A 24,867-nucleotide genomic window follows, 5' to 3' on the forward strand; every position below is an offset into this window, starting at 1 on the left:
GAGCGTCACCTCGCTGGCGATTCTCGGCCTGCACGACCCGAAACGGACCACCGTCAGCGGGGAGATCTCCGTGGGTGGCCGGCAGGTGGTCGGCCTCGCGGACGATGAGGTACGCCGACTGCGTGGCCGGGACATGGCGATGATCTTCCAGGATCCACTGTCGGCGCTGCACCCGTACTACACGGTGGGCCGGCAGATCGCCGAGGCGTACCGGGTGCACCACCCGAAGGCCAACCGGCGCGAGGCCCGTCAGCGGGCGGTCGACATGCTGGACCGGGTCGGCATTCCGCAGCCGGCGCGCCGCTTCGAGCAGTACCCGCACGAATTCTCCGGCGGCATGCGCCAGCGGGCGATGATCGCGATGTCCCTGGTCAACGACCCGGCGCTGCTGATCGCCGACGAGCCGACCACCGCGTTGGACGTCACGGTGCAGGCGCAGATCCTGGACCTGCTCGCCGACCTGCAGGCCGAGTTCCACTCGGCGATCATCCTGATCACCCACGACCTTGGCGTGGTCGGCCAGGTCGCCGACGACGTGCTGGTCATGTACGGCGGGCGGGCCGTCGAGCGGGGCAGCGTCGAGCAGGTGCTCCGGGCGCCGCAGCATCCGTACACCTGGGGGTTGCTCTCCAGCGTGCCGTCGCTGCACGGCGACGCGGACGCGGACCTGGTGCCCATTCCCGGCAACCCGCCCAGCCTGATCAACCTGCCGTCGGGCTGCGCGTTCCACCCCCGCTGCCGGTACGCGGACCGCGCCGGCAGCCGCTCCCGCACCGAGGTGCCCGAGCTGCGCCCGGCGGGGGAGGGCGATTCGAACGGCCACCTCGTCGCCTGTCACCTGAGCGCCGAGGAACGCGCCACGTTCTACGCCGAGGACGTCGCACGAGTGGGGGTGGCTGTGTGAGGGCGAGGAACGCAGCGCAGCGGAGTACCGCAGTCCCGAACGGAGGACCGTGGAGATGACCGAGGAACCACTGCTTCGGGTACGCGGCCTGAGCAAGCACTTCCCGGTACGCCAGGGGCTGCGCGCCGCCGGCCTGGTGCGAGCGGTCGACGGGCTCGACTTCGACGTGCGCCCGGGCGAGACGCTCGGCCTGGTGGGGGAGTCGGGCTGCGGCAAGACCACCACCGGTCGGATGCTGGTGCGGCTGCTGGAGCCGACGAGCGGCAGCATCGAGTTCGACGGGCGGGACATCACGCACGCCGGCCGCCGGGAGTTGCGCCCGCTGCGCCAGGAATTCCAGATCATCTTCCAGGACCCGTACGCCTCGCTGAACCCTCGGCACACTGTGGGCCGGATCGTGGCGATGCCGCTACAGGTCAACGGGATCAAGCCGCAGGGTGGGATCAAGGCCCGCGTGCAGGAGTTGCTGGAGCTGGTCGGGCTGAACCCGGAGCACTACAACAGGTACCCGCACGAGTTCTCGGGTGGTCAGCGTCAGCGCATCGGCATCGCCCGCGCGTTGGCCCTGCGGCCGAAGCTGATCGTCGCGGACGAGCCGGTGAGCGCGCTGGACGTCTCGATCCAGGCGCAGGTCGTCAACCTGCTGCGCGACCTGCAACGGGAGCTTGGCCTGGCCTTCGTGTTCATCGCGCACGACCTGGCCGTGGTCCGGCACTTCTGCCAGCGGGTCGCTGTCATGTACCTGGGTCGGATCGTGGAGATCGGCGACCGGGCGGACATCTACGAGCGCCCGCAGCACCCGTACACCCGGGCGTTGCTCTCGGCGATCCCGGACGTCACCCAGCTCGGCCCGGCGGGGCGGATCCGTCTGACCGGTGACGTGCCCACCCCGCTGGACCCGCCGTCGGGCTGCCGGTTCCGTACCCGCTGCTGGAAGGCGCAGGACATCTGCGCTACCGAGGAGCCCGCGTTGATTCCGCGCGACGGCGGTTCGCAGGCCACCGCGTGTCACTTCCCCGAAGGGGAAGCGGCCAGCGCGAGTCCCGAAGGGGAGGCGGCCAGCACGAGTCCGGGGTCGGCGGAGTCGACTGCGGCGGTCGAGGAGGTGTCGTCGTGAGCCTGTCCCCGGTGGAGGGTGTCGCGCTGGCCGAGATCGAGTCCGGTGGCGACGAGGGCGGAGCCGCGACCAAGGGCGTCGTCGGACGCTCACCCGGTCAGCTCGCCTGGCTGCGGCTGCGCCGTGACCGGACGGCGATGGTCAGCGGCGTACTCCTGGTGTTCTTCATGCTGTTGGGGTTGGCTGCCCCGCTGATCGAGATGGTCTACGGGATCGGCCCGCGGGAGCAGTTCCAGAACATGCTGGACGGCTTCGGCATGCCGCTGGGGTACGCCGGCGGGGTCAGCGGCGAGCACTGGTTCGGTCTGGAGCCGGGGCTGGGCCGGGACATCTTCATCCGGCTGATCTACGGGCTGCGGACCTCGCTGTTCATCGCGTTCGCGGCGGCTCTGATCACCGCGACGATCGGGATCGTGCTGGGCGCGCTCGCCGGTTACCTCGGCGGCTGGCTCGACGCGGTGATCAACTGGATCACCGACCTGACCCTGGCCATGCCATTCCTGATCATCGCGCTGGCGCTCACACCCACCATCACGCTGCGCTTCTACGGTGAGCGGGGGCAGGTGTCGTCCGCCTTCGGGGTGGGGGTGCTGATCGCCGTCTTCGCCATCTTCGGCTGGACCAGCACGGCCCGCCTGGTCCGGGGGCAGGTGATCGCTCTGCGCGAGCGGGAGTTCGTGGAGGCGGCCAAGGCCAGTGGCGCCGGGCTGGGGCACATCATCTTCCGGCAACTGCTGCCGAACATCTGGGCGCCGATCCTGGTGTCGTTCTCCCTGGCGGTGCCGCAATTCATCACCAGCGAGGCGGCGCTGTCGTTCATCGGCGTCGGCCTCAGCGACGAGACGCCCAGCTTCGGCCGAATGATCTACCGCAGTCTGGACTTCCTCCAGACCGACCCGGCGTACGTGTTCTTCCCGGGCATCACGATCTTCGCGCTGGTGTTCGCCTTCAACCTCTTCGGCGACGCGTTGCGGGACGCGCTCGACCCGAAGTCGTCCCGGTAGGGGTCAAAATCATGGCGCGGTTTCTGCTCAAGCGACTCTTCTCCGCCACGCTGACCCTGTTCGCGGTGAGCGTGTTGACCTTCCTGATGTTCTTCGCCCTGCCGCGCGACCCGGTCAGCAGCATCTGCTCCAAGAACTGCAACCCGGAGCGGCTGGAGCGGGTCCGCGACGACCTGGGCCTGAACGACCCGCTGATCAGCCAGTACGCCGGCTACATGAAGGGCATCGTGACCGGTCGGGACCTGGGCAGCGCCCAGGGTGGCCGGTGCGACGCGCCCTGCCTGGGCTGGTCGTACGTCACCAACGAGGCCGTCTCGGACACCATCGCCCGGGTGCTGCCGGTGACGCTGAGCATCGTGATCCCGGCGGCCATCCTCTGGTTGCTGCTCGGCGTGGGGCTCGGCATGGTGTCCGCGCTGCGTCGGGGTACCTGGCTGGACCGGCTGGCGATCGGCTTCTCGCTGACCGGCGCGTCGTTGCAGCTGTACTTCGTGGGTGCGGTGCTGCTGCTGGTGTTCGTCTACAACCTGCGGCTGCTGCCGGTGCCGAGCTATACGTCCCTCTTCGACAATCCGGCGAAGTGGGCCAGTGGGCTGGTGCTCGCCTGGGTGGCGCTGGCCTTCCTCTTCTCGGCCATCTACGCCCGGTTGTCGCGGGCCCAGATGTTGGAGACGTTGTCGGAGGACTTCGTCCGGACCGCGCGGGCCAAGGGCCTGGCCAAACCCAAGGTCTACGGGCGACACGCGCTGCGCGCGGCGATCACTCCGGTGGTGACCATCGCCGGGTTAGACGTGGGCGGGGCGCTGGGCGGGACGGTGATCACCGAGACGACGTTCGGCATCCAGGGGTTGGGGCGTACGGCGGTGGACGCGGTGCGCTCGGGCGACCTGCCGACAATCATGGCCACAGTGCTGATCGCCGCCGTCTTCGTGGTGGTGGCGAACGTGCTGGTGGACCTGCTCTACGCGGCCATCGACCCCCGGGTGCGGCTGCGCTGACCTGTCAAGGTCCAGCGTGTGACCGGCCGCTGGGCTGTGGCGAAATTTATCGACAACTGTTACACAACTCGTAGGTTTTCTTCCTTACGATCCTCGGGACGTCGGCGGTTCTCGCCCCGACGAAATCGCACGGCACATGGGTGGAGGGGGTACTTCATGAGACCACGCGTGGCGGTTGCCGCAGGCGGCGCGATCGCACTGGTTGTGGCATTGGGTGCGTGCTCGAAGAACACGGGCGAGGGCACCACTGTCGACACCGAACGGCAGCAGACCGGGGTCATCGCTACCGACCCCAAGGACTCGCAGGGGCCGGCGGCCGAGGTGAGCGGCGCCGCGAAGGGTGGCACCTTCACCATCATCCGGGAGTCGCCGATCTCCCACCTCGACCCGCAGCGGACGTACTCGTTCGCCGGTCTGATGGCCAACCCGCTCTTCGCCCGCTACCTGACCACCTGGAAGGACGACGGCAAGGGTGGCCTGGTGCTGGTGGGCGACCTGGCCGAGACGCCGGGCAAGAACGTCAACAACGACTGCAAGGTCTGGGAATTCACCGTCAAGGACGGGGTGAAGTTCGAGGACGGTCGACCGATCACCTCCAAGGAGATCGCGTACGGCATCGCCCGGTCCTTCGACCCGGACCTGTCCGGCGGCCCGACCTACATCCAGGAGTGGCTGGCCGACACCCCACAGTTCGACACCAAGTGGGACTTCAAGAAGAACAAGACGTCGCTGCCGCCCGGTCTGAGCACGCCGGACGCCAAGACGCTGCGCTTCGAGTTCGCCAAGCCCCGCTGTGACCTGCCGTTCGCGGTCTCGCTGCCGACCACCGCGCCGCTGCCGGCCGACAAGGACACCGGCGTCGACCTGGACAAGCAGCCGTTCTCGTCCGGCCCGTACAAGGTCGCCAAGAACCAGGTCGGCGTGCAGATCACCCTGGACCGCAACACCAACTGGGACCCGAACACCGACCCGGTCCGGCACCAGTACCCGGACCAGTTCGTCTGGAGCTTCGGCCCGACCGCGGACGCCGCCAACAACCGGGTGATCGCCGACAACGGCGCCGACCAGAGCGCGCTCGCCTTCAACACAGTGCCCGCCTCGCTGGTCGCCAAGGTGGCCGGGGACGCCACGCTCAAGTCGCGCAGCATCCTCTCCCCGACCCCGAGCGCCAACCAGCTCGTGATCAACAACCAGCGGGTCACCGACCTGAAGGTCCGTCAGGCGCTCAACTACGCCATCGACCGCGAGGGCTTCATCAAGGCGATGGGCGGGCAGACCGTCGCCGCGCCGCTGACCACGCTGATGCCGCCGGCCACCATCGGCTACAAGGCGTACGACGCGTACCCGGCGGGCGCCAACGGCAACGTCGACAAGGCCAAGGAGTTGCTCGGCGGAAAGACTCCGGAGCTGGTCCTCGGCGTCGCCGACAACTCCACCGAGCAGCAGCAGGGCGCCCAGCTCAAGGCCAACCTGGAGCGGGCCGGCTTCAAGATCACGCTGCGGAACATCTCCGACGACGCGAAGCTCGACGAGATCAAGAAGAAGAACAACCCCTGGGACCTGTACATCGGCAACTGGGCGGCTGACTGGCCGAGCGGAGCCTCGATCCTGCCGGTGCTCTACGACGGCCGCACCATCAAGGCCGAGGGCAACAGCAACCAGGCCTACTTCAACGACCCGGCGATCAACACCGAGATGGATCGCATCTCGGCGCTTCCCGCAGCCGAGCAGGGCCCGGAGTGGGCCAAGCTCGACGAGCGGATCATGAAGGAGCACGCGCCGGTGGTGCCGCTCTTCGTCGACGTGGCCTACAACGTGCACGGGTCCAAGGCGGGCGGGGTGTTCATCTCCAGCGTCTTCGGCTACCCGTCGTTCGTGAACGCGCACGTCAAGCCGTAAGTCACACCGCAGACCAGGAGGGTCCCCTCCCGACAGCGCCGTCGGGAGGGGACCCTTCTGTCATGGACTGGTATCCGCCCATCGAGCCGTACGACTCCGGGATGCTCAGCGTCGGCCACGGTAATGAGCTCTACTGGGAACTGTGCGGGAACCCCGGCGGCAAACCCGCTGTGTTCCTGCACGGCGGCCCCGGCGGTGGCCTGCTCCCGGACAATCGGCGGTACTTCGACCCGTCCGGCTACCGGATCGTGCTGTTCGACCAGCGAAACTGCGGTCGCAGCCGGCCCTTCGCGGGCGACCCGAAGACGTCACTGGAACACAACACCACCCCGCACCTGGTGGCGGACATCGAGCGGCTACGCGATCACCTGGGGATCGAGCGTTGGCTCGTCTTCGGCGGCAGTTGGGGCAGCACCCTCGGCCTGGCCTACGCGCAGGCCCATCCCAAACGGGTCACCGAACTCGTGCTTCGTGGCGTGTGGCTGGTTCGCAGGTCAGACGAGGCATGGGCCTTCACCCCGGCGGGCGCGGCGCACCTGTTCCCCGCCGAGTGGGCGGCGTTTCGTGCTGCGATCCCCGTGACGGAACAGGACGACCTAGTCGGCGCCTATGGCCGCCGCATCTCCGACCCCGACCCCGCGGTCCACGGCCCGGCGGCTCGCGCCTGGATGGGCTGGGAGCTCTCGGCCAACACCCTGCTGCCGATGACGCCGCCCGCCATCGACGACACCAGCCTGCTGGCGTTCGCCCGCATCACACACCACTACATCAGCAACGGCGGCTTCCTCCCGCCGGAAGGTCTCCTGGCGGGCGTCGACCGCATTCGACACATCCCGACGGTCATCGTGAACGGCCGTTACGACATCAAGACGCCGCCGAGCCAAGCCTGGGACCTGCATCGGGTCTGGCCTGAGGCGAAGTTCCACATCGTGGAGGACGCGGGCCACAGCGGCTCCGAACCTGGCACCCGCAGTCTGCTCATCGAAGCCACCACCCAGTTCCTCGAGGGCCGGCGGTGACCGTCCGTCACCTCCGTCCGGGCGGATTCGGTGTTGAGCGGTATACCTCAAAGTCATATTCATACCTCTGAGGTATACGGCTCAACAGCACATCGACATGGGTGCCAGCCGAGGCGCACGCTGGAGGGTGCGCTCCCGGTGAGGCTCATCGCGCACCCCGTCGAGATCCACCACGTTGTCATGCGTTCCAGCCTCGGCGCTGGCGGCGGCACGGACATACGTGCCGGGTCGCGGATCGGCGATCAGGACGCCGGTACGGCGGACGCGCGCAGCGCGTCGGCCAGCCACTCGTACGGGAACCGTTCCGGCGGCGCGTCGTTCACCGTGCTTACCAACTCCATGTACCTGTCGAACGGTCCCTCCTGCTCCGGCGGCGTGCGGTCCCACTCCGCGCCCTTGCGCATCTGGTCGGCCGCCTGGATCCGGAACTCGGGCGTGTCCGGGATCCCGGGGCTGTCCGGCGTCGCGAAGATGCCGGTCAGCCACCCGATCCACTGGTCGGCGATCTCCCGGCCCCGGGGCGAGCCCGGCGGCACCTGCTCGCGCGCCGCGTCCATCACCGGCTGACCGATCGCCGCGCCCTCCTCCAGGGCGTCCAGCATCGGCGACGAGGTCATCAGCGGCCCGGCCCCGGTGGTGCACGCCTCGTGCAGCTCACGGCGTACGGCCTGCCGGACCTCGGTGTCCCGGACCAGCTCGGCCAGCTCGATCCACGCCTCCAACTGGGCTGCTGTGGGATGGTCGGGCAGCTCCGGTCGGGCCGCCCGCCACCACTCGACCATCCGCTCCGGCGGCTCCCAGCCGGCGGACACCTCGGTCCAGAACTCGTCGATCAGCCGGTCGCGTTCCTCGTCCGACAGGCCGACCAGTCTGTGCATCAGCGTGACCTGCTCGGCAGTGGAGTCCTGCCGCAGGATGGCCGACAGCACCGCGCGCCGGCTGCGCAGCCGTGCCTCCTGCCGTTCCAGCACTGCCAGGTGGGTGGCGGCCAGCTCGCGCAGCGTCGCCTCGCCGGCCAGCACCCGCCGGATCTCGTCCAGGCCGGCGTCGAGTTCCCGTAACGTCCGGACCAGTTCCAGCCGGGCAATGGCCGACACGTCGTACAGGCGGTGGCCGGCCGGGGTGCTGGCGGCCGGCGTGACGACACCGGCGTCCGCGTAGTACCGGACGGCGCTGACGCTCAGGCCGGTCCGCCGGGCGACATCTCCGATGGCGTACAGCTCGTCTCTGTCCACGGCACCCACTATGCGATCTCGAGCGGCTTGAGATACAAGCCCCTCATCGAGCTTTCGCGGCGGCGGATCAGGGGACGATCACCACGCCGCCGCGCACGCCGCCTCGGGCCAGCCGCTCGTGGGCGGCCTTGTTGCGCTCGGGCCGTATTCGGGTGTGGCGGAACGGCATCGTGAGGCGGGATCGCGCCAAGGTCACGCTCGATCCTGGATCGAGTGGCCACCTTGCGCCGGGATACCACTAGATCCTGGATCGAGCGCGATCTTGGGGGCGCGGGGTGTGAGAGTGCGGGGCGCGGGGTGCGGGCGGACTGGCCGAGCGGTGTTTGCGGTCAGGAACGGCCGATGGAGCGGTCCAGGAAATCGTGGATCATCGGCGCAGCCACGTCGAGCTTGTCTTCCAGCAGGAAGTGGCCGGTGTCGAGCAGATGAAACTCGGCCGACGGCAGGTCGCGCCGATAGGGGTGGGCACCATCGGGCGGGAAGATGGAGTCGTTCTGGCCCCAGATGATCAGCGTCGGTGGCTGGTGGTCGCGGAAGAAGGCGTGGAATTCCGGGTACAACGTGACGTTGCTGCCGTAGTCGTAGAACAGATCCAGTTGAATGTCCGCGTTGCCGGGGCGGGCGAGCTGCGCGTCGTCGTGGATCCACATGTCGGGGTCGAGCCGGGTGAGGTCCTGCACCCCCTGCGTGTACTGCAACTTCACCGTTTCGGGCTTGAGGATGAACGCGATGGCCTGGCGGTGCTCGTCGGTCTTCTCCGCCCAGTAGGCCTTGATCGGATCCCAGAACGGGCTCAGGCCCTCTTCGTACGCGTTGCCGTTCTGCACGATGAGCGCGCTGATCCGCTCTGGCCCCTTGAGAGCCATCCGGAAACCGGTCGGTGCCCCGTAGTCGAAGCAGTAGAGCGCGTACTGATCCACGCCGAGCTGGCTGAGCAGGCCGTCCATCAGGTCGGCGAAGTTGGCGAACGTGTAGTCGAACGTCGACCGGTCCGGGCTGGCGCTGTGGCCGAAACCCGGGAAGTCCGGCGCGATCACCCGGTAGCGGTCCGCGAGCAGGGGGATCAGGTGCCGGAACTGCGCGGACGACGTGGGGAATCCGTGCAGGAGCAGGACTGCGGGCCCGTCGGCCGGTCCGGCTTCGCGGTAGAAGATGTCGATCCCGTTCACTGTCGCCGTGCGGAAGTGCGTGACCGGAAGTTCGCCTTCCTGGACGGCGGCGACCGAGGGTTTCTGCGCGATGCCAACCATCCTGGAGTCCTTTCGGCACAAGGGAAAGCGGTGTATCGCCGGGGTAACCCACGCCGCCGGGTGCCGCTTCGGCCAGCATGGCATTCGGCAGGGGGCTCGGTGTGCCGAACCCACTTATCGAATGCCGCTTACAGCAGGTGGGTACGGAGGAAGTCGAGCTCCAGGGGGAGTAGCCGCTCGGCGGTGCCGTTCGCGGCCATGTGGGTGGCCCCGGTCAGCGGCAGCACGGCGTGCGGCCGGCCGGTGCTCAGCAGGGCAGCGGAGAGCCGGAGCGTGTGTGCGGCCACCACGTTGTCGTCCGCCATGCCGTGCACCAGCAGCAACGGCCGGGCCTGGTCCGGGCTGGTGACCGGCTCGGCGGCCAACTCGACGAGCGAGTGGTGCGCGTAGATGTCCTGGCCGTCCTCCGGCAACCCCAGATAACGCTCGGTGTACGCGGTGTCGTACAGCGCCCAGTCGGTCACCGGGGCGCCCGCGATCCCGCACCGGAACAGCTCCGGGTGGCGCAGCACCGCCAAGCCGGCCAGCCACCCGCCGAACGACCAACCACGCACCCCGACCCGCCCCAGGTCCAGGTCCGGGTGCTTGCCGGCGAGCGCGGTGAGCGCGTCGATCTGGTCGGTCAGGATCACGTCGGCGACCCGCCGGTGGATCGCCTTCTCGAACGACGGCGCCACGCCCGGCGTACCCCGGTTGTCGATGGTGACCACAGCGAACCCGGCGTCGGCCCACCACTGCCGCTCCAGCCACGCGGCCCGCGCCGCCACGACCTCCTGGTGCCCCGGGCCGCCGTAGATGTCCAGCAGCACCGGCAGCCGCCGACCCGTCACGTGGTTGTCGGGGTAGAGCACCGCCGCCGGCAGCCGCCGGTCGGTCACCCGTTCCAGCAGTGGCAGCGGAGAGTACGGCGGGGTGGCGGCGAACGAGCGCAGCGCGGCGATCTCCTGATCGCCGCGGCGCACCGTCCAGCGCACTCCGGCGTGGTCCAGCGACGCGACGCCGACGGCCAGCACGTCCCCGCCCACCGCGGCGGTGTACCAGCCGGAATCGGTGGTGAGTCGGCGCGCGTCCACCCCACCGCCGATGGTGGTGCGGACCCGGAACAGGTGCCGCTCGCTCGGCTCGCCGTCGCTCGCCTCCACCAGCAGGTCGGCCGGGCCGGTGGCGGCCGGAAGCCGACCCACCACCCGTCGTACGTACAGCGACGGCGGGGTGAGCAGGGTGCCGTCCGCGAAGAGACACCGGGCGTCGTACCCGTCGTGGGCCAACTCCCCGCCGACCAGCACCCGGCCGTCCGGCAGGTGGGCGGGGGTGCCGGCGATCGGCTCGACCCAGCGTGGATCGGCCAGCTCGGCGTGCACCTGCGTCTCACCCGTGCGCGGGTCCACCGCCAGCACCAGCCCGTGCTGCTGCGACCGGCGCAGCACGGTGATCAACGGACTGCCCTCACCCCAGCTGACCCCGGTCAGGTACGGGTAGGTCTCCCGGTCCCAGTGCACGTCGACCCAGCCGTCGTCCAGGTCCAGCAGGTGCAGGCTGACCTCCGCGTTGGGGCCGCCGGCCCGGGGGTACGCGACGGCGGTCGGGGGGCTCGCCGGCTCGGCCGGGTCGTGCAGGTGCCACCGCTCCAGGCGGGACTCGTCGACCCGGGCGGCGAGCACCGACCGGCCGTCGGGCGCCCACCAGTACCCCCGGAACCGGCCGAACTCCTCCGCCGCGATGTGCTCGGCCAACCCCCAGCTCACGCCGGCGTCCTCGCCGGCCAGCAGGGTGTCGGTGCCGTCGGGGTCGATCACCCGCAGCTCACCCCGGCGCACGTCCTCGGCCGCGTCCGTCACGTATGCCAGCCGCTGCCCGGTCGGGTCCGGACGAGGGTCCAACACCGGGCCGACGGCCGCCACCTCCACCACGTCGCCGTGCACCAGATCGGCCCGGAACAACCGCCCGGCAAGCGCGAACACCGCAACCCGGCCGGCCGCGTCCAGCGCGTACGAGCCGATGCCGGCGGCACTGAGCCGCAGCCGCTCGCGGAGCGCGCGTTCACCGGCGGAGAGGGAGCGGACATCCCCGCCCTCGCCGAGCAGGGTGGCCGGGTCGGCGACCAGCCGCTCCTCGCCGGTGGCCACGTCCAACAGCCAGAGCGCGTCCGCCGGGTCCTCGGGGCCGGCGGAGCGCAGAAAGATCACCCGGGAGCCGTCCTCAGCCACCGAGACAGCGCGCGGCGCGCCGTGGCTGAACCGGCGGGTGCGGGCGGCCAGCTCCGGAAAGTCCACAGCCCAAATCGTAGAGCGGGAGCGGGGGTGATGTGGCCGACCTGGGCGGACGCGTCAGCGTCGGCCGGGGAAGAACTGCCAGTTAGAGTGACCGTCGTGACGATGCTGCCCGACCGCCGCCTGCTGCTGGTCCACGCGCACCCCGACGACGAGTCGATCGGCACCGGCTCGACGATGGCCCACTACGCCGCGGACGGCGCGCACGTCACGCTGGTGACCTGCACGCTCGGCGAGGAGGGCGAGATCCACGTGCCCGCGCTGGCGCAGCTCGCCGCCGCCGAGGCCGACCAGCTCGGCGGGTACCGCGTGGCCGAGCTGGCCGCCGCGTGCGCCGCGCTCGGCGTCAGCGACCACCGTTTCCTCGGTGGCGCCGGCCGCTACCGCGACTCCGGGATGATGGGGCTCGCGACGAACGAGCACCCCCGGGCCTTCTGGCAGGCCGACCTCGACGAGGCCGCCGGGCACCTCGTGGAGATCCTGCGAGAGGTACGCCCGCAAGTGCTCGTCACGTACGACCCGAACGGCTTCTACGGCCACCCCGACCACATCCAGGCGCACCGGGTGGCCATGCGCGCCGTCGAGTTGGCCACCGCCGAGGGCTGCGCCCCGCTCAAGGTCTACTGGACGGCCATGCCGCTCAGCGTCCTGGAAGCCGGAATGACGCATTTCGCCGAGTCGTCCGACAACCCGTTCGGCGGCATCGAGGACATCGCCGACCTGCCCTTCGGCACCCCGGACGCTCAGATCGCCGCCCGGATCGACGGCACCGACCAGCACACCGCCAAGGAGGCCGCGATGCGGGCGCACGCCACCCAGATCCCGGCCACCTCGTGGCTCTACTCGATCGCCGGCAACTTCGGTGGCGAGTTCATGGGCGTGGAGTTCTTCACCCTCGCGGTCGGTGAGAAGGGCCCGGGCACCGGGCCGTACGGCTGGGAGGACGACCTCTTCGCCGGCCTGCCCGCGGAGACCGCCCCGGACCGGTCCCCGGTCGCGGCGGCGGGTCTCCGGTGACAGTGCCGGCCGCACCGATGACGGTCGTGGAGGACCAGGAAGCCCCGCCGCCGGCGGGGCCGCCGCCGCGACTGCTGGACCTGGGCGTCCGGCTGGTCGGTGGGATCGTCGTGGTCCTCGCCGGTGTGCTGACCGGCGTACTGGAGCTGCTGCTCGCCACGCTCCGCGTCGGCGGGCAACTGATCGGCGTGTCGGTGCTCCTCGCCATCGGCGCCAACATCGTGCTGAGCTGGTTCGCGTACGAGGCGGTCGGCCGTCGCTGGGCGGTGGCGTTGCCGGCGGTGCCGTGGTTCGCGCTGATGGCGGTCGCCGCCATCCGGACCAACGAGGGTGACCTGTTGCTGGCCGGCGACAACTGGGTCGGGCTGGCCATGATCGTGGCCGGCGCGATGACCTTCGCGGTGATGGGCTTCCGGCAGATCCTCGCCCCACAGCCGCCCATGCTCGGCAGCTGACGTCGGGCTGGTTCTGGGTTGCTGCCGGGTGGTGACGTCTCCCAGGAAAGGGTGGTAGATATTCCTGCCAGGGATGCGAACCCCGCGACGGGGCGTACGGCAGGAGGGTCCGGCGATGGACAAGCGGTGGCGTGACATCGGGGTGCTCGCGGCGGCACTCTTCGCGGTCAACGTGGTCGCCCGACTGATCATCCGGTTCGGCTTCGAGGGTGACGACACCGCCGCCGACCGGGTGTCGCTGGCGATGTTCGTGGTGATCGGGCTGATCCTCGCCGTGGTCGCCTTCCGCTGGGGTCGTCGCCGGCCGCTGGCAGGCTGGGCCGCCGACATGGCCCTCGTGGTGCCGGTGGCGATGCTGCTGACCGTGCTGGTCGGGCCCCTGCTGGTCGGTCACAACCCGTTCGACGGCGGCGCGGCGACGTTCTTCGCCCAGATCTGGCTCTACCTGCTCGCCACCGGCGCCGGGTTGCTGATCGGCTATCTGGTGCTCACCGCGCTCGGCCGTGACTACCGCTCTCAGCAGCTCAAGCGGTACGCCGAGGTCAAGGCCGCCAAGCCCCGGCGCGTCGTCCGCCGCTGATCACCGCCCAGCCTGGTCAAGCACTGCCCGGCCGCGTCGCGGGTCAGTTCGGGGCGACCCGGGTCAGGTAGGTGTGGTGGGTGACGAGGCCGAGCCGCTGGTAGAGCGCGACCGCCGCCGTGTTGCGCTGCTCGACCTGGAGGAACGCGTGCGTCGCGCCGCCCGACGCGCCCCAACTGGCCAGTTCGTGGATCACGCGGCGGGCCAACCCCTGGCGGCGGGCCGCCGGTAGGACCTCGATCAGGCTGAGGCCCAACCAGCGCCCCTGGCCGGTCACCGTGCCACGGCCGACGGCCACCAGGGCGTTGTCGACGTACACGTGGGCGAAGCGGACCTGGTCCACGGCGGTGAGGACGTGCCGGGCGGCGTCCGGCAGGCCGCCCTTGCGGCCGGCGGCGATGGCCAGCCACTCGTCGCTGGGCGCGGTGGCCAGCTCGACGACCGCACTGGTCCACCCGTCGGCCCGGCCGGTGGAGGGCGTCGGCTCCGGCAGGGGCAGCGGCGCGGTCTGCACCAGCGTCGGCGGGCGGGTGCCCCAGCCGCGGGCGTCCAACTCGGCGCCGACCGGTGCGGCGAGGGGCAGCGGGGTGTTGATCAGCGCGGGTTGCCCCAGCTCGGCGTACCAGCGCTCCACCGCGTCGACAGCGGCGGCCAGCGGTCGGTCGGGGTCGCCGATCGGCAGCGCCGAGTTGGCGCGCCCGGTCCAGCCCTCGGCCGAACGGAGCAGCCAGTCACCGAGTCGGCCCCGGGTCGGTGCCGGCCAGGCCTCGTCGGCGGCCCGCTCCAGCGCCACGACCGCCGCGGCGGTCGGCCGACGGGTCGGCGGAACGCGCTTGGCGCGGTGGACCTGCGCCACCGGCACCCGAAGCGGCCCCTGAGCGGTGGCCAGCGTGAGATGAGTCTCGCTCAGCTCTACCAGCTCGCCGAGGGCATCGGAAAATTGCGGGCGGCCTTCGCGAATCCCCACAATCCGGCGGACCACGATCCGGTGTCCCACATCCTGCTGTCGGAGCACGATCGACCCCCTCCCCGGCGAGATACTAGGCTCTTAGCGTCGCGGGAGATCGCGGCGAGTCTTGCGGAGGAGAAGACCGGTGACCTACATCATCGCCGAGCCGTGCGTAGATGTGCTCGACAAGGCATGCATCGAGGAGTGCCCGGTCGACTGCATTTACGAGGGCAATCGGATGCTCTACATCCACCCCGACGAGTGCGTCGACTGTGGTGCCTGTGAGCCCGTCTGCCCCGTGGAGGCGATCTTCTACGAGGACGACGTCCCGGAGCAGTGGAAGGACTACACCGGCGCGAACTACGAGTTCTTCGAGGACCTGGGCTCGCCCGGTGGCGCCTCGAAGGTCGGCAAGGTGGAGAAGGACGCCACCTTCGTCGCCGCGCAGCCGCCGCGCGGCGAGGGCCACTGAACCGGCCCGCGCCGGTCTCGTCGCGGCTGCCCGAGTTCACCTGGGACACCCTGGACGCCGCGGCCACGTTGGCCGCGGCGCATCCGGAGGGCCTGATCAACCTCTCCATGGGTACCCCGGTCGACCCGGTGCCCGAGGTGATCCGGCGGGCGTTGGCTGACGCGTCCGATGCTCCCGGTTACCCGCTGACCGCCGGCACCCCGACGCTGCGGGCCGCGATCGCGGCGTGGGTGTCCCGAGCCTGTGGCGCTGGCGTCGACGGTCTCGGTGTGCTGCCGACCATCGGCTCGAAGGAGCTGGTGGCCTGGCTGCCCACGCTGCTCGGCATCGGCCCGGGTGACGTGGTGGTGGTGCCGTCGATCGCGTACCCCACCTACGAGGACGGCGCCCGGCTGGCCGGTGCCACAGTCGTTCGTACCGACTCGCTCACCTCGCTCGGGCCGACCCCGCGGGTCCGGTTGGTCTGGGTCAACTCGCCCGGTAACCCGACCGGCCGGGTGTTGCCCGCGGCGCACCTGCGCAAGGTTGTCGACTGGGCCCGTGAACGTGGCGCTGTGGTCGCGAGCGACGAGTGCTACCTGCCGCTGGGCTGGTCGGCCGACCCGGTCTCGGTGTTGTCTCCGCAGGTGAGCGGGGGCAGCTATGCCGGGGTGCTGGCCGTGCACTCGCTCTCCAAGCGGTCCAACCTCGCCGGCTACCGGGCCGGCTTCGTCGCCGGCGACCCGGCGCTCGTCGCCGAGCTGCTCAAGGTCCGCAAGCACGCCGGCATGATCGTGCCCGCGCCGGTGCAGGCGGCGATGGTGGCCGCGCTGGAGGACGAGCGACACGCCGAGGAGCAGCGGGAGCGTTACCGCGCCCGGCGGGAGGTGCTCGCCGCGGCGTTCACCGGTGCCGGGTTCACCGTCGAGCACTCCGAGGCGGGCCTGTACCTCTGGCTGACCAGGGGCGAGGACTGCTGGCAGACGGTCGACTGGCTGGCCCGACGCGGCATCCTGGTCGCGGCCGGCGTCTTCTACGGCCCGACGGCCGGGCAACATGTCCGGGTCGCGCTGACCGAGTCCGACGAGCACATCGCCGGCGTCGCGGCGCGTCTCGCCTGATCGCGGCTCCGGGCGGTCGAGCATGGTGGACAGGCCAGGTGCGCGGGTGCGGGCGGCGGTAGTCGGCACCGGCCTGATCGGTGGCTCGGTGCTGCTCCGGATGGTCGCCGCCGGCATCGACGTGGTCGGGTGGGACCCGGACGAGGCCACCCGGCGGGAGACCCGCCGGGTGGGCGTACCCGCGCCCGACCGCCTGGTCGAAGCGGTGACCGACCGCGACGTGGTCTTCCTGTGCGGGCCGTTGCCCACCCTGCCGGCGACACTGGTCGAGGTGGCGGCGATGACCGATGAGCGTTGTGTGCTGACCGACGTCGGTAGCACCAAGGAGCAGGTGGCGACGTTCGCCGCCGCGCAGGGGCTGACGCACCGGTTCGTGCCCGGACACCCGATGGCGGGCACCGACCGGGCGGGCTTGACGGCCGCGCGACCGGACCTGCTCACCGGCGCGGCCTGGGTGCTCTGTCCGGCACCCGGGCCAGCCACCACCGCGTTCCGTTGGCTGGCCGAGCTGCTGGTGGAGGTCTTCGAGGCCCGGGTGGTGCCGATGTCCGCCACGGAGCACGACTCGGCCGCCGCGCTCGCCTCACACGTGCCGCACCTGCTCGCCGGCGCGCTGGCCGGCGCCGTGCAACGCGCACCGCTGCGCGACGCGATCCTCGCGCTCGCCGCCGGTAGTTTCTCCGACGGCACCCGGGTCGCCGGAACCCCTGCCGATCGGACCGCCAACATGCTGCTCGGCAACCGGGACCGGGTGCTGCGTGAGCTGGCCGAGGTCACCGCGTTCCTGGACGATCTGGCCGCCGCGCTGCGCGCCGACGACGCCCAGGCGCTCACCGCACGCTACGACGAGGCGCGGGCCTCCCGGGTGGCGCTGCGCGACCGGCGGTTCGACGCGTACGACAGGCAGTTCCCGGCCGGCGGTGACCACGCCGGGGAGGTGTCCTGGTTGCGCGAACTGGGGGTGGCCGGCGGCTACCTGACCGGCCTGCACGTCGACGCGGACACCGTCTCCTACGCGGCGCGGCGCCCCGTCGCTGACTAGGCTGAGGGGCATGGCGGTGGACGGTCCGGTGGTGCAGGTGCGCGGCGAGGCGTACCGGGAGGTGCCTCCCGAGCTGGCCCGGTTCGCGGTCACCGCGACAGCCCGCGACCGGGACCGGGAGGCGACGCTGACCCGGTTGGCCGAGCGGGCCGCGGCGATCCGGGTGCTGCTGGACGGTTCCGGGCCGACGGTGGCGCGGCGGGAGACCGGCGACCTGCGGGTGCGGCCGGAGACCCGGCGCTCGGGTGAGCGGGTGGTCGCCTGGCACGGCAGTGTCACCACCACAGTCACTGTCACCGATTTCACCGCGCTGGGTGAGCTGATGCTCCGGCTCGCCGACCAGGACCAGGTCGAGGTCGCCGGCCCGTGGTGGGAGCTTCGTCCGGACAGCCCGGCCCATCGCGCGGCCCGGCACGCCGCGATCAGCGACGCGCTGCTGCGGGCCCGGGAGTACGCGGAGGCGCTGGGCGCCCGGGTCACCTCGTTGATCGAGCTGGCCGACGCGGGCCCCGCCGACCGGCCGATGTTCGCTCGTGCGGCCTTCGCCGGTGGCGGTGGCGCGGGCGGTGGTCCGCCGGAGCTCGAGTTGGACCCGCAGCCGCAGACTGTGCAGGCGGCGGTGCAGGCGCGGTTCACGATCAGCGACCCGGTTCTGGGCTGATGCCGCCGGCCCGGGTGCTGTCCGCCGACGAGTTGGTGGCGCGGGCGTTGGTGCTCGCCGAGGCCGGCCCGCGACAACTGCTCGGCATCGCCGGCGCGCCGGGTGCCGGGAAGTCCACACTGGCGGAGCGGATCGTCGCCGAGGTCGGGTCGGCCGCCTGCCTGGTGCCGATGGACGGCTTCCACCTGGCGCAGTCGCAACTGGTTCGCCTGGGTCGCGCCGATCGCAAGGGCGCCGTGGACACCTTCGACGCCAACGGGTACGTCTCGCTGCTGCGCCGGTTGCGCCGGTTGGAGCCGACGTCGGTCTTCGCGCCGGAGTTCCGCCGGGAGCTCGAGGAGCCGGTGGCCGGCGCGATCGAGGTGGCGCCGTCGGTCCGGCTGGTGGTGACCGAGGGCAACTATCTGCTGTTGCCGGACTTCCCCTGGCAGGAGATCCGACCGCTGCTGCACGAGGCGTGGTTTCTCGACCTGGACGCCGAGGTGCGGCACCGCCGGCTGACCGCCCGGCACGAGGCGTTCGGTCGGTCTCCGGAGCAGGCGCGGGCGTGGGCGCTGGGCAGCGACGAGTCGAACGCCGCCGTGATCACCCCCACCGCCGACCGGGCCGACCTGGTGGTCCGCCTGTCGGATCCGCCGACGGTCTAGCCGAGTTCGCGGACCGGCCGGGCCGGGTTGCCGACGGCCACCACGTTGGCGGGCAGGTCCCGGGTGACGACAGCGCCCGCGCCGACGACGGTGTCCGCGCCGATCGTCACGCCGGCCAGCACGATCGCGCCACCGCCGAGCCACACGTTGTCGCCAATGGTGATCGGCTTGGCCGCCTCCCACTTGTTCCGTCGCGGGCCGGGCTCGACCGGATGCGTCGGGGTGAGTAGCTGCACGTTAGGGCCGACCTGGACGTCCGCGCCGAGGGTGATCCGAGCGACGTCGAGGAAGACAGCGTTGTAGTTGACGAAGCTGCGCGGGCCGATCCGGATCTGCCAGCCGTAGTCGCAGTAGAACGGTGGGCGGATCCAGGTGTCCTCGCCCAGTTCGCCGAGGAGATCACGCAGGGCCGCGATCCGGGCCTGCGGATCGGCCGCGGGACTGGTGTTGAAGCGCTCCATCAGCCGGGCGGCCCGGTCCAGGTCGGCGATGATCTCGGGATCGTCGGCGATGTATGGCTCACCGGCGAGCATCTTGTCCTTCATGGAGGTCACCGCCCGATCATGCCGGCCCGGTTCGTCGGCTCGTGGCGGGTCCGTCATTTTTTGGCCTTCATTTTACATACCCGGTATGCAATTCTGGGTTGTCAATGTGACTCCATCCATCAAGACGCTTGACGAGGAGGATCCGTTGCACCAGGGAAGAAAATTGGCCGCTCTCGGCCTCGTGTTCGCGCTGGCGCTCTCCGCGCCGGCTCCCGCCTCAGCCACGGCCGCCGTGCCCGCCCCACCGGGCGACGCCGACCAACAGTCCACTCCGGGTGGACACCCGACCAACCGCTCGACCACTGTCACGCTGATCACCGGTGACCGGGTCACCGTCACCGCGTCCGGTGCCTCGGTCCGGCCCGGCGCCGGCCGCGAGGACGTGCAGTTCCTGGTCCAGCGCGAGCGCGGCCGCCTCACCGTGACGCCGACGGACGCGGTGCCGTTGCTGCGCTCCGGTCGGGTGGACCGGCGACTTTTCGACGTCACCGGGCTGGTCGAGGCAGGTTACGACGACGCCAACCGCAACACCCTGCCGCTGCTGGTGGAGTACGGCTCGACGGGTACCGCCAAGCGTGCCTCGGCCGCTCTGCCCGGCACGCGGCTGACCCGCGACCTGCCGTTGATTCGCGGTGCCGCCCTGAACAGCGAGAAGTCCTCCCTCGGCGCGGTGTGGGAGACGGTCGCCACCGGTCCCGCTGGGGCCCGGCTCGACGCGGCGGGGGGCGTCGAGCGGATCTGGCTGGACGGTCATCGACGGGTGACCCTCGACCACAGCGTGCCGCAGATCGGCGCGCCCGCCGCCTGGGCGGCCGGGTTCACCGGTACGGGGGTGTCCGTCGCGGTGCTGGACACCGGCGTCGACGCCACCCACCCGGACCTGGCCGGCAAGGTGGCCGAGGCGCGCAACTTCACCGAGGTCGCCGACGCTCGGGACACTGTCGGCCACGGCACCCACGTGGCCTCGACCATCGCGGGCAGCGGCGCCGCCTCCGGTGGCAAGTACCGGGGTGTGGCGCCGGACGCGACGCTGCTGGACGGCAAGGTCTGTGAGGACGCGGGCTGCACCGATTCGGCGATCCTCGCCGGGATGCAGTGGGCCGCCGTGGAGAAGAAGGCCGCAGTGGTCAACCTGAGCCTCGGCGGCTGGGACACCCCGGAGGTCGACCCGGTCGAGGAGGCCGTGCAGACCCTCACCGCCCAGACCGGCACCCTGTTCGTCATCGCCGCCGGCAACGACGGCTCGGACGGTTCGGTCGGCTCCCCGGCCTCCGCTGACGCCGCGCTCGCCGTGGGCGCTGTGGACCGCGACGACGAGCTGGCCGAATTCTCCAGCCGGGGACCGCGAGTCGGCGACGACGCGCTGAAGCCGGAAATCACCGCGCCCGGCGTCGACATCGTCGCCGCGCGGTCCGCCACCGGCGTCATCGGCGATCCGGTGGGGGACCGCTACGTCACGCTCTCCGGCACCTCGATGGCGACCCCGCACGTGGCCGGGTCGGCCGCGCTGCTGGCCCAGCAGCACCCGGGATGGCGGGCCGACCGGCTCAAGGCCACCCTGATGGCCGCCGCCAAGCCGCACCCGGACCAGACCGCCTACCAGCAGGGTGCCGGGCGGGTCGACGTCGCACACGCGATCACCCAGCAGATCACCACCGACCCGGTGAGCGTCTCGTTCGGGCGTACGCTCTGGCCGCACGCCGACGACGCCCCGATCACCCGTACGGTGACCTGGCGCAACGACGGCCCGGCAGCGGTCACAGTGGACCTGAGCATCGAGGGCGCGGGCCCCGGCGGTCGGGCGCTACCGGCCGGCCTGTTCGTTCTGGGTGCCAGCCAACTCACAGTGCCGGCGGGCGGCACGGCCGCCACTACCGTCACCACTGACACCCGGCTCGGCGGCGCCGACGGTTACTGGACCGGTCGGATCGTGGCCCGCTCCGGTGCGGCGGTCGCTGTCACTCCACTGGCGGTGCACCGGGAGGTCGAGAGCTACACGCTCACAGTGGAGCACCTGAACCGGGCCGGCGCTCGCACGGCGGACCACTGGACGTCCCTGGTCGGGCTGGACACCTACAGCTTCTGGGACCTCGTCAGTTCCGACGGAGTGGCCACAGTGCGGGTGCCCAAGGGGCACTACGGCCTGACCGGCCTCGTCTTCGAGCCCGGCCCGGAGGATGAGCAGCGCGGGATGTCCCTGCTGGCACAGCCCGAACTGACTGTCGATCAGGACACCCGGATCGTCGTGGACGCTCGCCGGGCCAAGCCGGTACGGACGACAGTGCCGGACCGGACCGCCGTCCCGCAACTGATCGACCTCAGCGCCAACTTCACCGCCGACGACGGCAGCGGGTACGGCGTCGGGCTCTGGGCGGAGACGTTCACCGGCCTGACCAGCGGTCAGCTCGGCAAGCCGGTCTCCGCCGACAAGTTCGTCGCCACCGTCAGCAGCAACTGGACCACGCCGGACTCGGCCAACAGTCCGTACCTGTACGCGCTGGCCGAGGCGATCCCGGGCCGAATGCCCACCGGGTTCGTGCGTGACTACGCCCGACGGGACCTGGCCACCGTCGTGCACCAGTTCCGCGGTGGCTACCCGGGCATGGAGGCCGAGCGGATCGTGCTCCCCGAGTTGGAGTACAACGTCGGCTACTCGGCCGTGATCCTGCCCACCGTCGTGCCCGGCCAGCGGGTCGAGTACTACAACACCAAGGGCGTGAAGTGGGAATCCGAAATCCTCTTCGGAACTGTGGACGAGGAAGGGTGGTTGATCCCGAAGGCAGCGCTCGTCTCCACCTCCACCGCGTACCGGGCCGGGCGGACGGTCCAGGAGATCTGGAACCAGGCGCCCTACGGACCGTCCTTCCCGAACCCGCGCTGGCCGCAGCAGAGCGTCACCCGGGTCGGCGACACCATCCTGGTCGACGTGCCGATCTTCAGTGACGCGGCCGGGCACCCGGGCTTCTCGCTGAGCGACAGTGAGCACACCAAGCTCTGGCGCAACGGCAAGCTGGTCGGCGAGAGCGAGTACGCCGGCTACGGGGAGTTCACGGTGCCACCGGGTGCGGCGGACTACCGGCTCGTCACGTCGTCGAAGCGGAGCTTCACCGACCTGAGCACCGAGGTGGAGTCCAGCTGGACCTTCCGGTCGAGGCACGTCGCCGGTGAGACGCCGGCCCGACTGCCGCTGTCGGCGGTGCGCTTCGCGCCGCCACTGCGGGTCGACAACAGCGCACCGGCCGGTCAGGGCTTCGTCGTACCGGTACGGGTGCAGCGGCAGCCCGGCTCGCCGGCCACCCGGGTGGAGAAGCTCACCGTCGACGTCTCGTACGACGGCGGAAAGACCTGGGGCAAGGCGAAGCTGGTCCGCACCTCGGCCGACGGCTGGTCGGCAGTGTTGCGGCATCCGGCCGGTGCCGGCCACGTGTCGCTGCGGGCCACCGCACGGGACACCGCCGGCAACACGGTGACCCAACGGATCATCCAGGCGTACCGGTTGCGCTGAGGCGTACCCCGTCCGGGTCCGCGGCCGAGCGCCGCGGACCCGGACGGGGCCGTCAGTCGTTGGCGTGCAGGGCGGCGTTCAGCTCGATGCCCCGGCCGGTGCGCGGCCGGGCCTCCAGCGCGCCCGTGACCGAGTTGCGCCAGAACAGCAGGCCGTCGACGCCGGACAGCTCCCGGCCCTTGACCACCCGGCCGTCGGGGAGCGTGATCTTCGACGCGGCGGTGATGTAGCAGCCGGCCTCGACCACGCAGTCGTCGCCGAGTGAGATCCCGACGCCGGCGTTCGCGCCGACCAGGCTCCGCTCACCAATGCTGATCTTGTCGGTGCCGCCGCCGGAGAGGGTGCCCATGATGGAGGCGCCGCCGCCGATGTCGGAGCCGTCGCCGACCAGCACACCCTGCACGATCCGCCCCTCGACCATCGAGGTGCCGACGGTGCCGGCGTTGAAGTTGACGAAGCCCTCGTGCATCACAGTGGTGCCGGCGGCCAGGTGCGCGCCGAGGCGCACCCGGTCGGCGTCGGCGATCCGCACACCGGAGGGCACCACGTAGTCGGTCATCCGGGGGAACTTGTCGACCCCGTACACCGCCAGGTGCCGGCCGGCGGCCCGCTCGATCACCCGCAGCTCGTCCACCCGCTCCGGGGGGCACGGCCCGGCGGACGTCCAGGCCACGTTTGCCAGCTTGCCGAAGATGCCGTCCAGGTTGAGCTGGTTGGGTCGCACCAGGCGGTGCGAGAGTAGGTGCAACCGGAGGTACGCGTCGGACGCGTCCTTGATCGGGTCGTCCAACGAGCCGATCACGGTCACCACCTGCACGGTACGCAGGCCAGGCAGGGACCGGTCACCGAGCGCGGCCGGCGGCAGGTCGAGCACGTCCGCCTTGTCCTCGCCGGCGACCAGCGGCAGCTCGCCCAGGCCCAGCTTGCCGGTCGGGTACCAGGTATCGAGCACCTGCTCGTCGGCGGTGACCGTAGCCAGGCCGATGCCCCAGGCGGAATCTGCGGACGTCACTGTTACACCTCTCGGTCACGGCCGGGCTGACCTCGGCTCGCTCCTCGCGCTGACAGACCTGAAGGTACCGTGCGAACCATGGAGAACCCGCTGACCCCCGAGGTCCTCGCCGATCCGGTGCAGCTGACCCGCGCTCTGGTCGACATAGAGTCCGTGTCCCTCAACGAGAAGGCGATCGCCGACTGTGTCGAAGAGGTGCTGCGGGGCGTACCGCACCTGACCACCCACCGGCACGGCAACACGGTGATGGCGCGTACCGACCTCGGTCGGTCGCAGCGTGTCGTGCTTGCCGGGCACCTCGACACGGTGCCGTTGAACAACAACTTTCCGTCGACGATGCGCGGCGACCTGATGTACGGCTGCGGCACCTCCGACATGAAGTCCGGCACCGCGTACGCGCTGCACCTGGCGGTGACGTTGCCCGAGCCGCGCTACGACGTGACGTACTTCTTCTACGAGGCCGAGGAGATCGAGTCGCGGTACAACGGGCTCAACCTCGTCGCCCAGGCGCTCCCGGAGTGGTTGCGGGCGGACTTCGCGGTGCTGCTGGAGCCGACGTACGGCATCGTCGAGGCGGGCTGCCAGGGCACCATGCGCTCGGTGGTCACCACGACCGGCGTACGCGCCCACTCGGCGCGCTCCTGGCACGGGGTCAACGCCATCCACGCCGCCGGCGAGGTGCTGCGACGCCTCCATACGTACGAGGCGCGCCGAGTCACCATTGACGGCTGCGACTACCGCGAGGGCATGAACGCGGTGCGGATCAACGGTGGGGTGGCCGGCAACGTGGTTCCCGACCTCTGTGAGGTCGAGGTCAACTACCGGTTCGCCCCGGACCGCACCCCGGCCGAGGCGGAGGCGCACCTGCGTGAGGTGTTCGCCGGCTTCGAGGTGACAGTCACCGACACGGCTGCCGGTGCCGCGCCGGGCCTCGACGCGGCACCCGCGAAGGAGTTCCTGGCGGCGGTCGGCGCCGCGCCGATCGGCAAGCTGGGCTGGACGGACGTGGCCCGGTTCGCGGCGATGGGCATCCCCGCGCTGAACTTCGGCCCGGGCGACCCGAACCTCGCCCACCACCCCGACGAGCACGTCGAGATCAGCAAGATCCGCGACGGTGCGGCAACCCTGCACCGCTGGCTGGCCCCGGCCTGACCCTGGTCGCCCCGTCACGTCCGGTCGCACCGGT

The 24,867-nt window shown here is 71.0% G+C and carries 23 protein-coding genes; 16 read left to right on the top strand and 7 right to left on the bottom strand.

Going from position 1 to position 24,867, the window contains the following annotated elements; translation table 11 throughout:
- From NIE111_RS24625 to pip, 6 genes are all read left to right on the top strand, one after another.
- On the top strand, positions 1-904 hold a 904-nt coding region (locus NIE111_RS24625; RefSeq protein ID WP_238686717.1), incomplete at its 5' end, for an ABC transporter ATP-binding protein.
- Between the two features lie 55 nt (positions 905-959).
- Complete coding sequence (locus NIE111_RS24630; protein ID WP_238686718.1) at positions 960-2,021, top strand: ABC transporter ATP-binding protein; 1,062 nt, start codon at positions 960-962, stop codon at positions 2,019-2,021.
- Complete coding sequence (locus NIE111_RS24635) at positions 2,018-3,025, top strand: ABC transporter permease (protein WP_238686719.1); 1,008 nt, start codon at positions 2,018-2,020, stop codon at positions 3,023-3,025. The genes NIE111_RS24630 and NIE111_RS24635 overlap by 4 nt, the downstream gene beginning before the upstream one ends.
- Positions 3,026-3,036: 11 nt before the next feature.
- Positions 3,037-4,023: an ABC transporter permease gene (locus NIE111_RS24640; RefSeq protein WP_238686720.1), complete on the top strand. Its 987-nt coding sequence runs from the start codon at positions 3,037-3,039 to the stop codon at positions 4,021-4,023.
- Between the two features lie 156 nt (positions 4,024-4,179).
- Positions 4,180-5,922 carry an ABC transporter substrate-binding protein gene (locus tag NIE111_RS24645; protein ID WP_238686721.1) on the top strand — a complete coding sequence of 581 codons (1,743 nt, stop codon included), beginning with the start codon at positions 4,180-4,182 and terminating at the stop codon, positions 5,920-5,922.
- Positions 5,923-5,984: 62 nt separating this feature from the next.
- The gene (gene pip, locus NIE111_RS24650) at positions 5,985-6,941 is read left to right on the top strand and encodes a prolyl aminopeptidase (RefSeq protein ID WP_238686722.1); all 957 of its coding nucleotides are present in this window, start codon (positions 5,985-5,987) and stop codon (positions 6,939-6,941) included.
- A 242-nt stretch (positions 6,942-7,183) separates the two neighbouring features.
- Here the strand turns inward: pip and NIE111_RS24655 are convergent, their stop codons facing one another.
- From NIE111_RS24655 to NIE111_RS24665, 4 genes are all read right to left on the bottom strand, one after another.
- Entirely contained in the window at positions 7,184-8,176 is a 993-nt protein-coding gene (locus NIE111_RS24655; protein ID WP_238686723.1) for a MerR family transcriptional regulator, read from the bottom strand.
- 67 nt (positions 8,177-8,243) lie between these two features.
- Positions 8,244-8,372: a hypothetical protein gene (locus tag NIE111_RS32155; RefSeq protein WP_266304468.1), complete on the bottom strand. Its 129-nt coding sequence runs from the start codon at positions 8,370-8,372 to the stop codon at positions 8,244-8,246.
- A 133-nt stretch (positions 8,373-8,505) separates the two neighbouring features.
- Positions 8,506-9,426, bottom strand: coding sequence for an alpha/beta fold hydrolase (locus NIE111_RS24660; RefSeq protein WP_238686724.1), 921 nt, complete (start codon positions 9,424-9,426; stop codon positions 8,506-8,508).
- Between the two features lie 128 nt (positions 9,427-9,554).
- Positions 9,555-11,699 (bottom strand): S9 family peptidase, encoded by a 2,145-nt coding sequence (locus tag NIE111_RS24665; RefSeq protein ID WP_238686725.1) that lies wholly within the window; start codon positions 11,697-11,699, stop codon positions 9,555-9,557.
- Positions 11,700-11,786: 87 nt separating this feature from the next.
- On the opposite strand from NIE111_RS24665, the gene mshB reads away from it, so the two are divergent.
- The 3 genes from mshB (at position 11,787) to NIE111_RS24680 (ending at position 13,748) form a co-directional block, all read left to right on the top strand.
- On the top strand, positions 11,787-12,713 hold the full coding sequence (mshB, locus tag NIE111_RS24670; protein WP_238686726.1) for an N-acetyl-1-D-myo-inositol-2-amino-2-deoxy-alpha-D-glucopyranoside deacetylase: 927 nt from the start codon (positions 11,787-11,789) through the stop codon (positions 12,711-12,713).
- Positions 12,714-12,730: 17 nt separating this feature from the next.
- Positions 12,731-13,168: a hypothetical protein gene (locus NIE111_RS24675; protein ID WP_238686727.1), complete on the top strand. Its 438-nt coding sequence runs from the start codon at positions 12,731-12,733 to the stop codon at positions 13,166-13,168.
- A gap of 115 nt (positions 13,169-13,283) precedes the next feature.
- Complete coding sequence (locus tag NIE111_RS24680; RefSeq protein WP_238686728.1) at positions 13,284-13,748, top strand: hypothetical protein; 465 nt, start codon at positions 13,284-13,286, stop codon at positions 13,746-13,748.
- 43 nt (positions 13,749-13,791) lie between these two features.
- On the opposite strand, the gene NIE111_RS24685 is transcribed toward NIE111_RS24680, so the two are convergent.
- Positions 13,792-14,763: a GNAT family N-acetyltransferase gene (locus NIE111_RS24685; RefSeq protein WP_238686729.1), complete on the bottom strand. Its 972-nt coding sequence runs from the start codon at positions 14,761-14,763 to the stop codon at positions 13,792-13,794.
- Between the two features lie 79 nt (positions 14,764-14,842).
- On the opposite strand from NIE111_RS24685, the gene fdxA reads away from it, so the two are divergent.
- From fdxA to NIE111_RS24710, 5 genes are read left to right on the top strand one after another with little or no spacing between them, the layout of a single operon-like run.
- The gene (gene fdxA, locus NIE111_RS24690; RefSeq protein ID WP_030490464.1) at positions 14,843-15,169 is read left to right on the top strand and encodes a ferredoxin; all 327 of its coding nucleotides are present in this window, start codon (positions 14,843-14,845) and stop codon (positions 15,167-15,169) included.
- A complete protein-coding gene (dapC, locus tag NIE111_RS24695) occupies positions 15,166-16,269 on the top strand; it encodes a succinyldiaminopimelate transaminase (RefSeq protein WP_274531635.1) in 1,104 nt (367 codons plus the stop codon). The genes fdxA and dapC overlap by 4 nt, the downstream gene beginning before the upstream one ends.
- A 22-nt stretch (positions 16,270-16,291) precedes the next feature.
- Entirely contained in the window at positions 16,292-17,311 is a 1,020-nt protein-coding gene (locus NIE111_RS24700; RefSeq protein ID WP_238686730.1) for a prephenate dehydrogenase, read from the top strand.
- A gap of 10 nt (positions 17,312-17,321) precedes the next feature.
- Positions 17,322-17,972: an SIMPL domain-containing protein gene (locus tag NIE111_RS24705; protein WP_238686731.1), complete on the top strand. Its 651-nt coding sequence runs from the start codon at positions 17,322-17,324 to the stop codon at positions 17,970-17,972.
- The gene (locus NIE111_RS24710) at positions 17,972-18,619 is read left to right on the top strand and encodes a nucleoside/nucleotide kinase family protein (protein WP_238686732.1); all 648 of its coding nucleotides are present in this window, start codon (positions 17,972-17,974) and stop codon (positions 18,617-18,619) included. The genes NIE111_RS24705 and NIE111_RS24710 overlap by 1 nt, the downstream gene beginning before the upstream one ends.
- On the opposite strand, the gene NIE111_RS24715 is transcribed toward NIE111_RS24710, so the two are convergent.
- Positions 18,616-19,173, bottom strand: a complete 558-nt coding sequence (locus NIE111_RS24715) for a sugar O-acetyltransferase (RefSeq protein WP_238686733.1) — start codon at positions 19,171-19,173, stop codon at positions 18,616-18,618. The genes NIE111_RS24710 and NIE111_RS24715 overlap by 4 nt on opposite strands.
- 76 nt (positions 19,174-19,249) lie before the next feature.
- Here NIE111_RS24715 and NIE111_RS24720 point away from each other — a divergent pair, with 76 nt between their 5' ends.
- Positions 19,250-22,669, top strand: a complete 3,420-nt coding sequence (locus NIE111_RS24720; protein WP_274531629.1) for a S8 family serine peptidase — start codon at positions 19,250-19,252, stop codon at positions 22,667-22,669.
- A gap of 52 nt (positions 22,670-22,721) precedes the next feature.
- On the opposite strand, the gene dapD is transcribed toward NIE111_RS24720, so the two are convergent.
- Complete coding sequence (gene dapD, locus NIE111_RS24725; RefSeq protein ID WP_238686734.1) at positions 22,722-23,681, bottom strand: 2,3,4,5-tetrahydropyridine-2,6-dicarboxylate N-succinyltransferase; 960 nt, start codon at positions 23,679-23,681, stop codon at positions 22,722-22,724.
- 78 nt (positions 23,682-23,759) lie between these two features.
- Here dapD and dapE point away from each other — a divergent pair, with 78 nt between their 5' ends.
- On the top strand, positions 23,760-24,833 hold the full coding sequence (gene dapE / locus NIE111_RS24730) for a succinyl-diaminopimelate desuccinylase (RefSeq protein WP_238686735.1): 1,074 nt from the start codon (positions 23,760-23,762) through the stop codon (positions 24,831-24,833).
- Positions 24,834-24,867: the final 34 nt, after the last annotated feature.

The organism is Micromonospora hortensis (assembly GCF_022230935.1).
GTDB lineage: Bacteria > Actinomycetota > Actinomycetes > Mycobacteriales > Micromonosporaceae > Micromonospora > Micromonospora hortensis.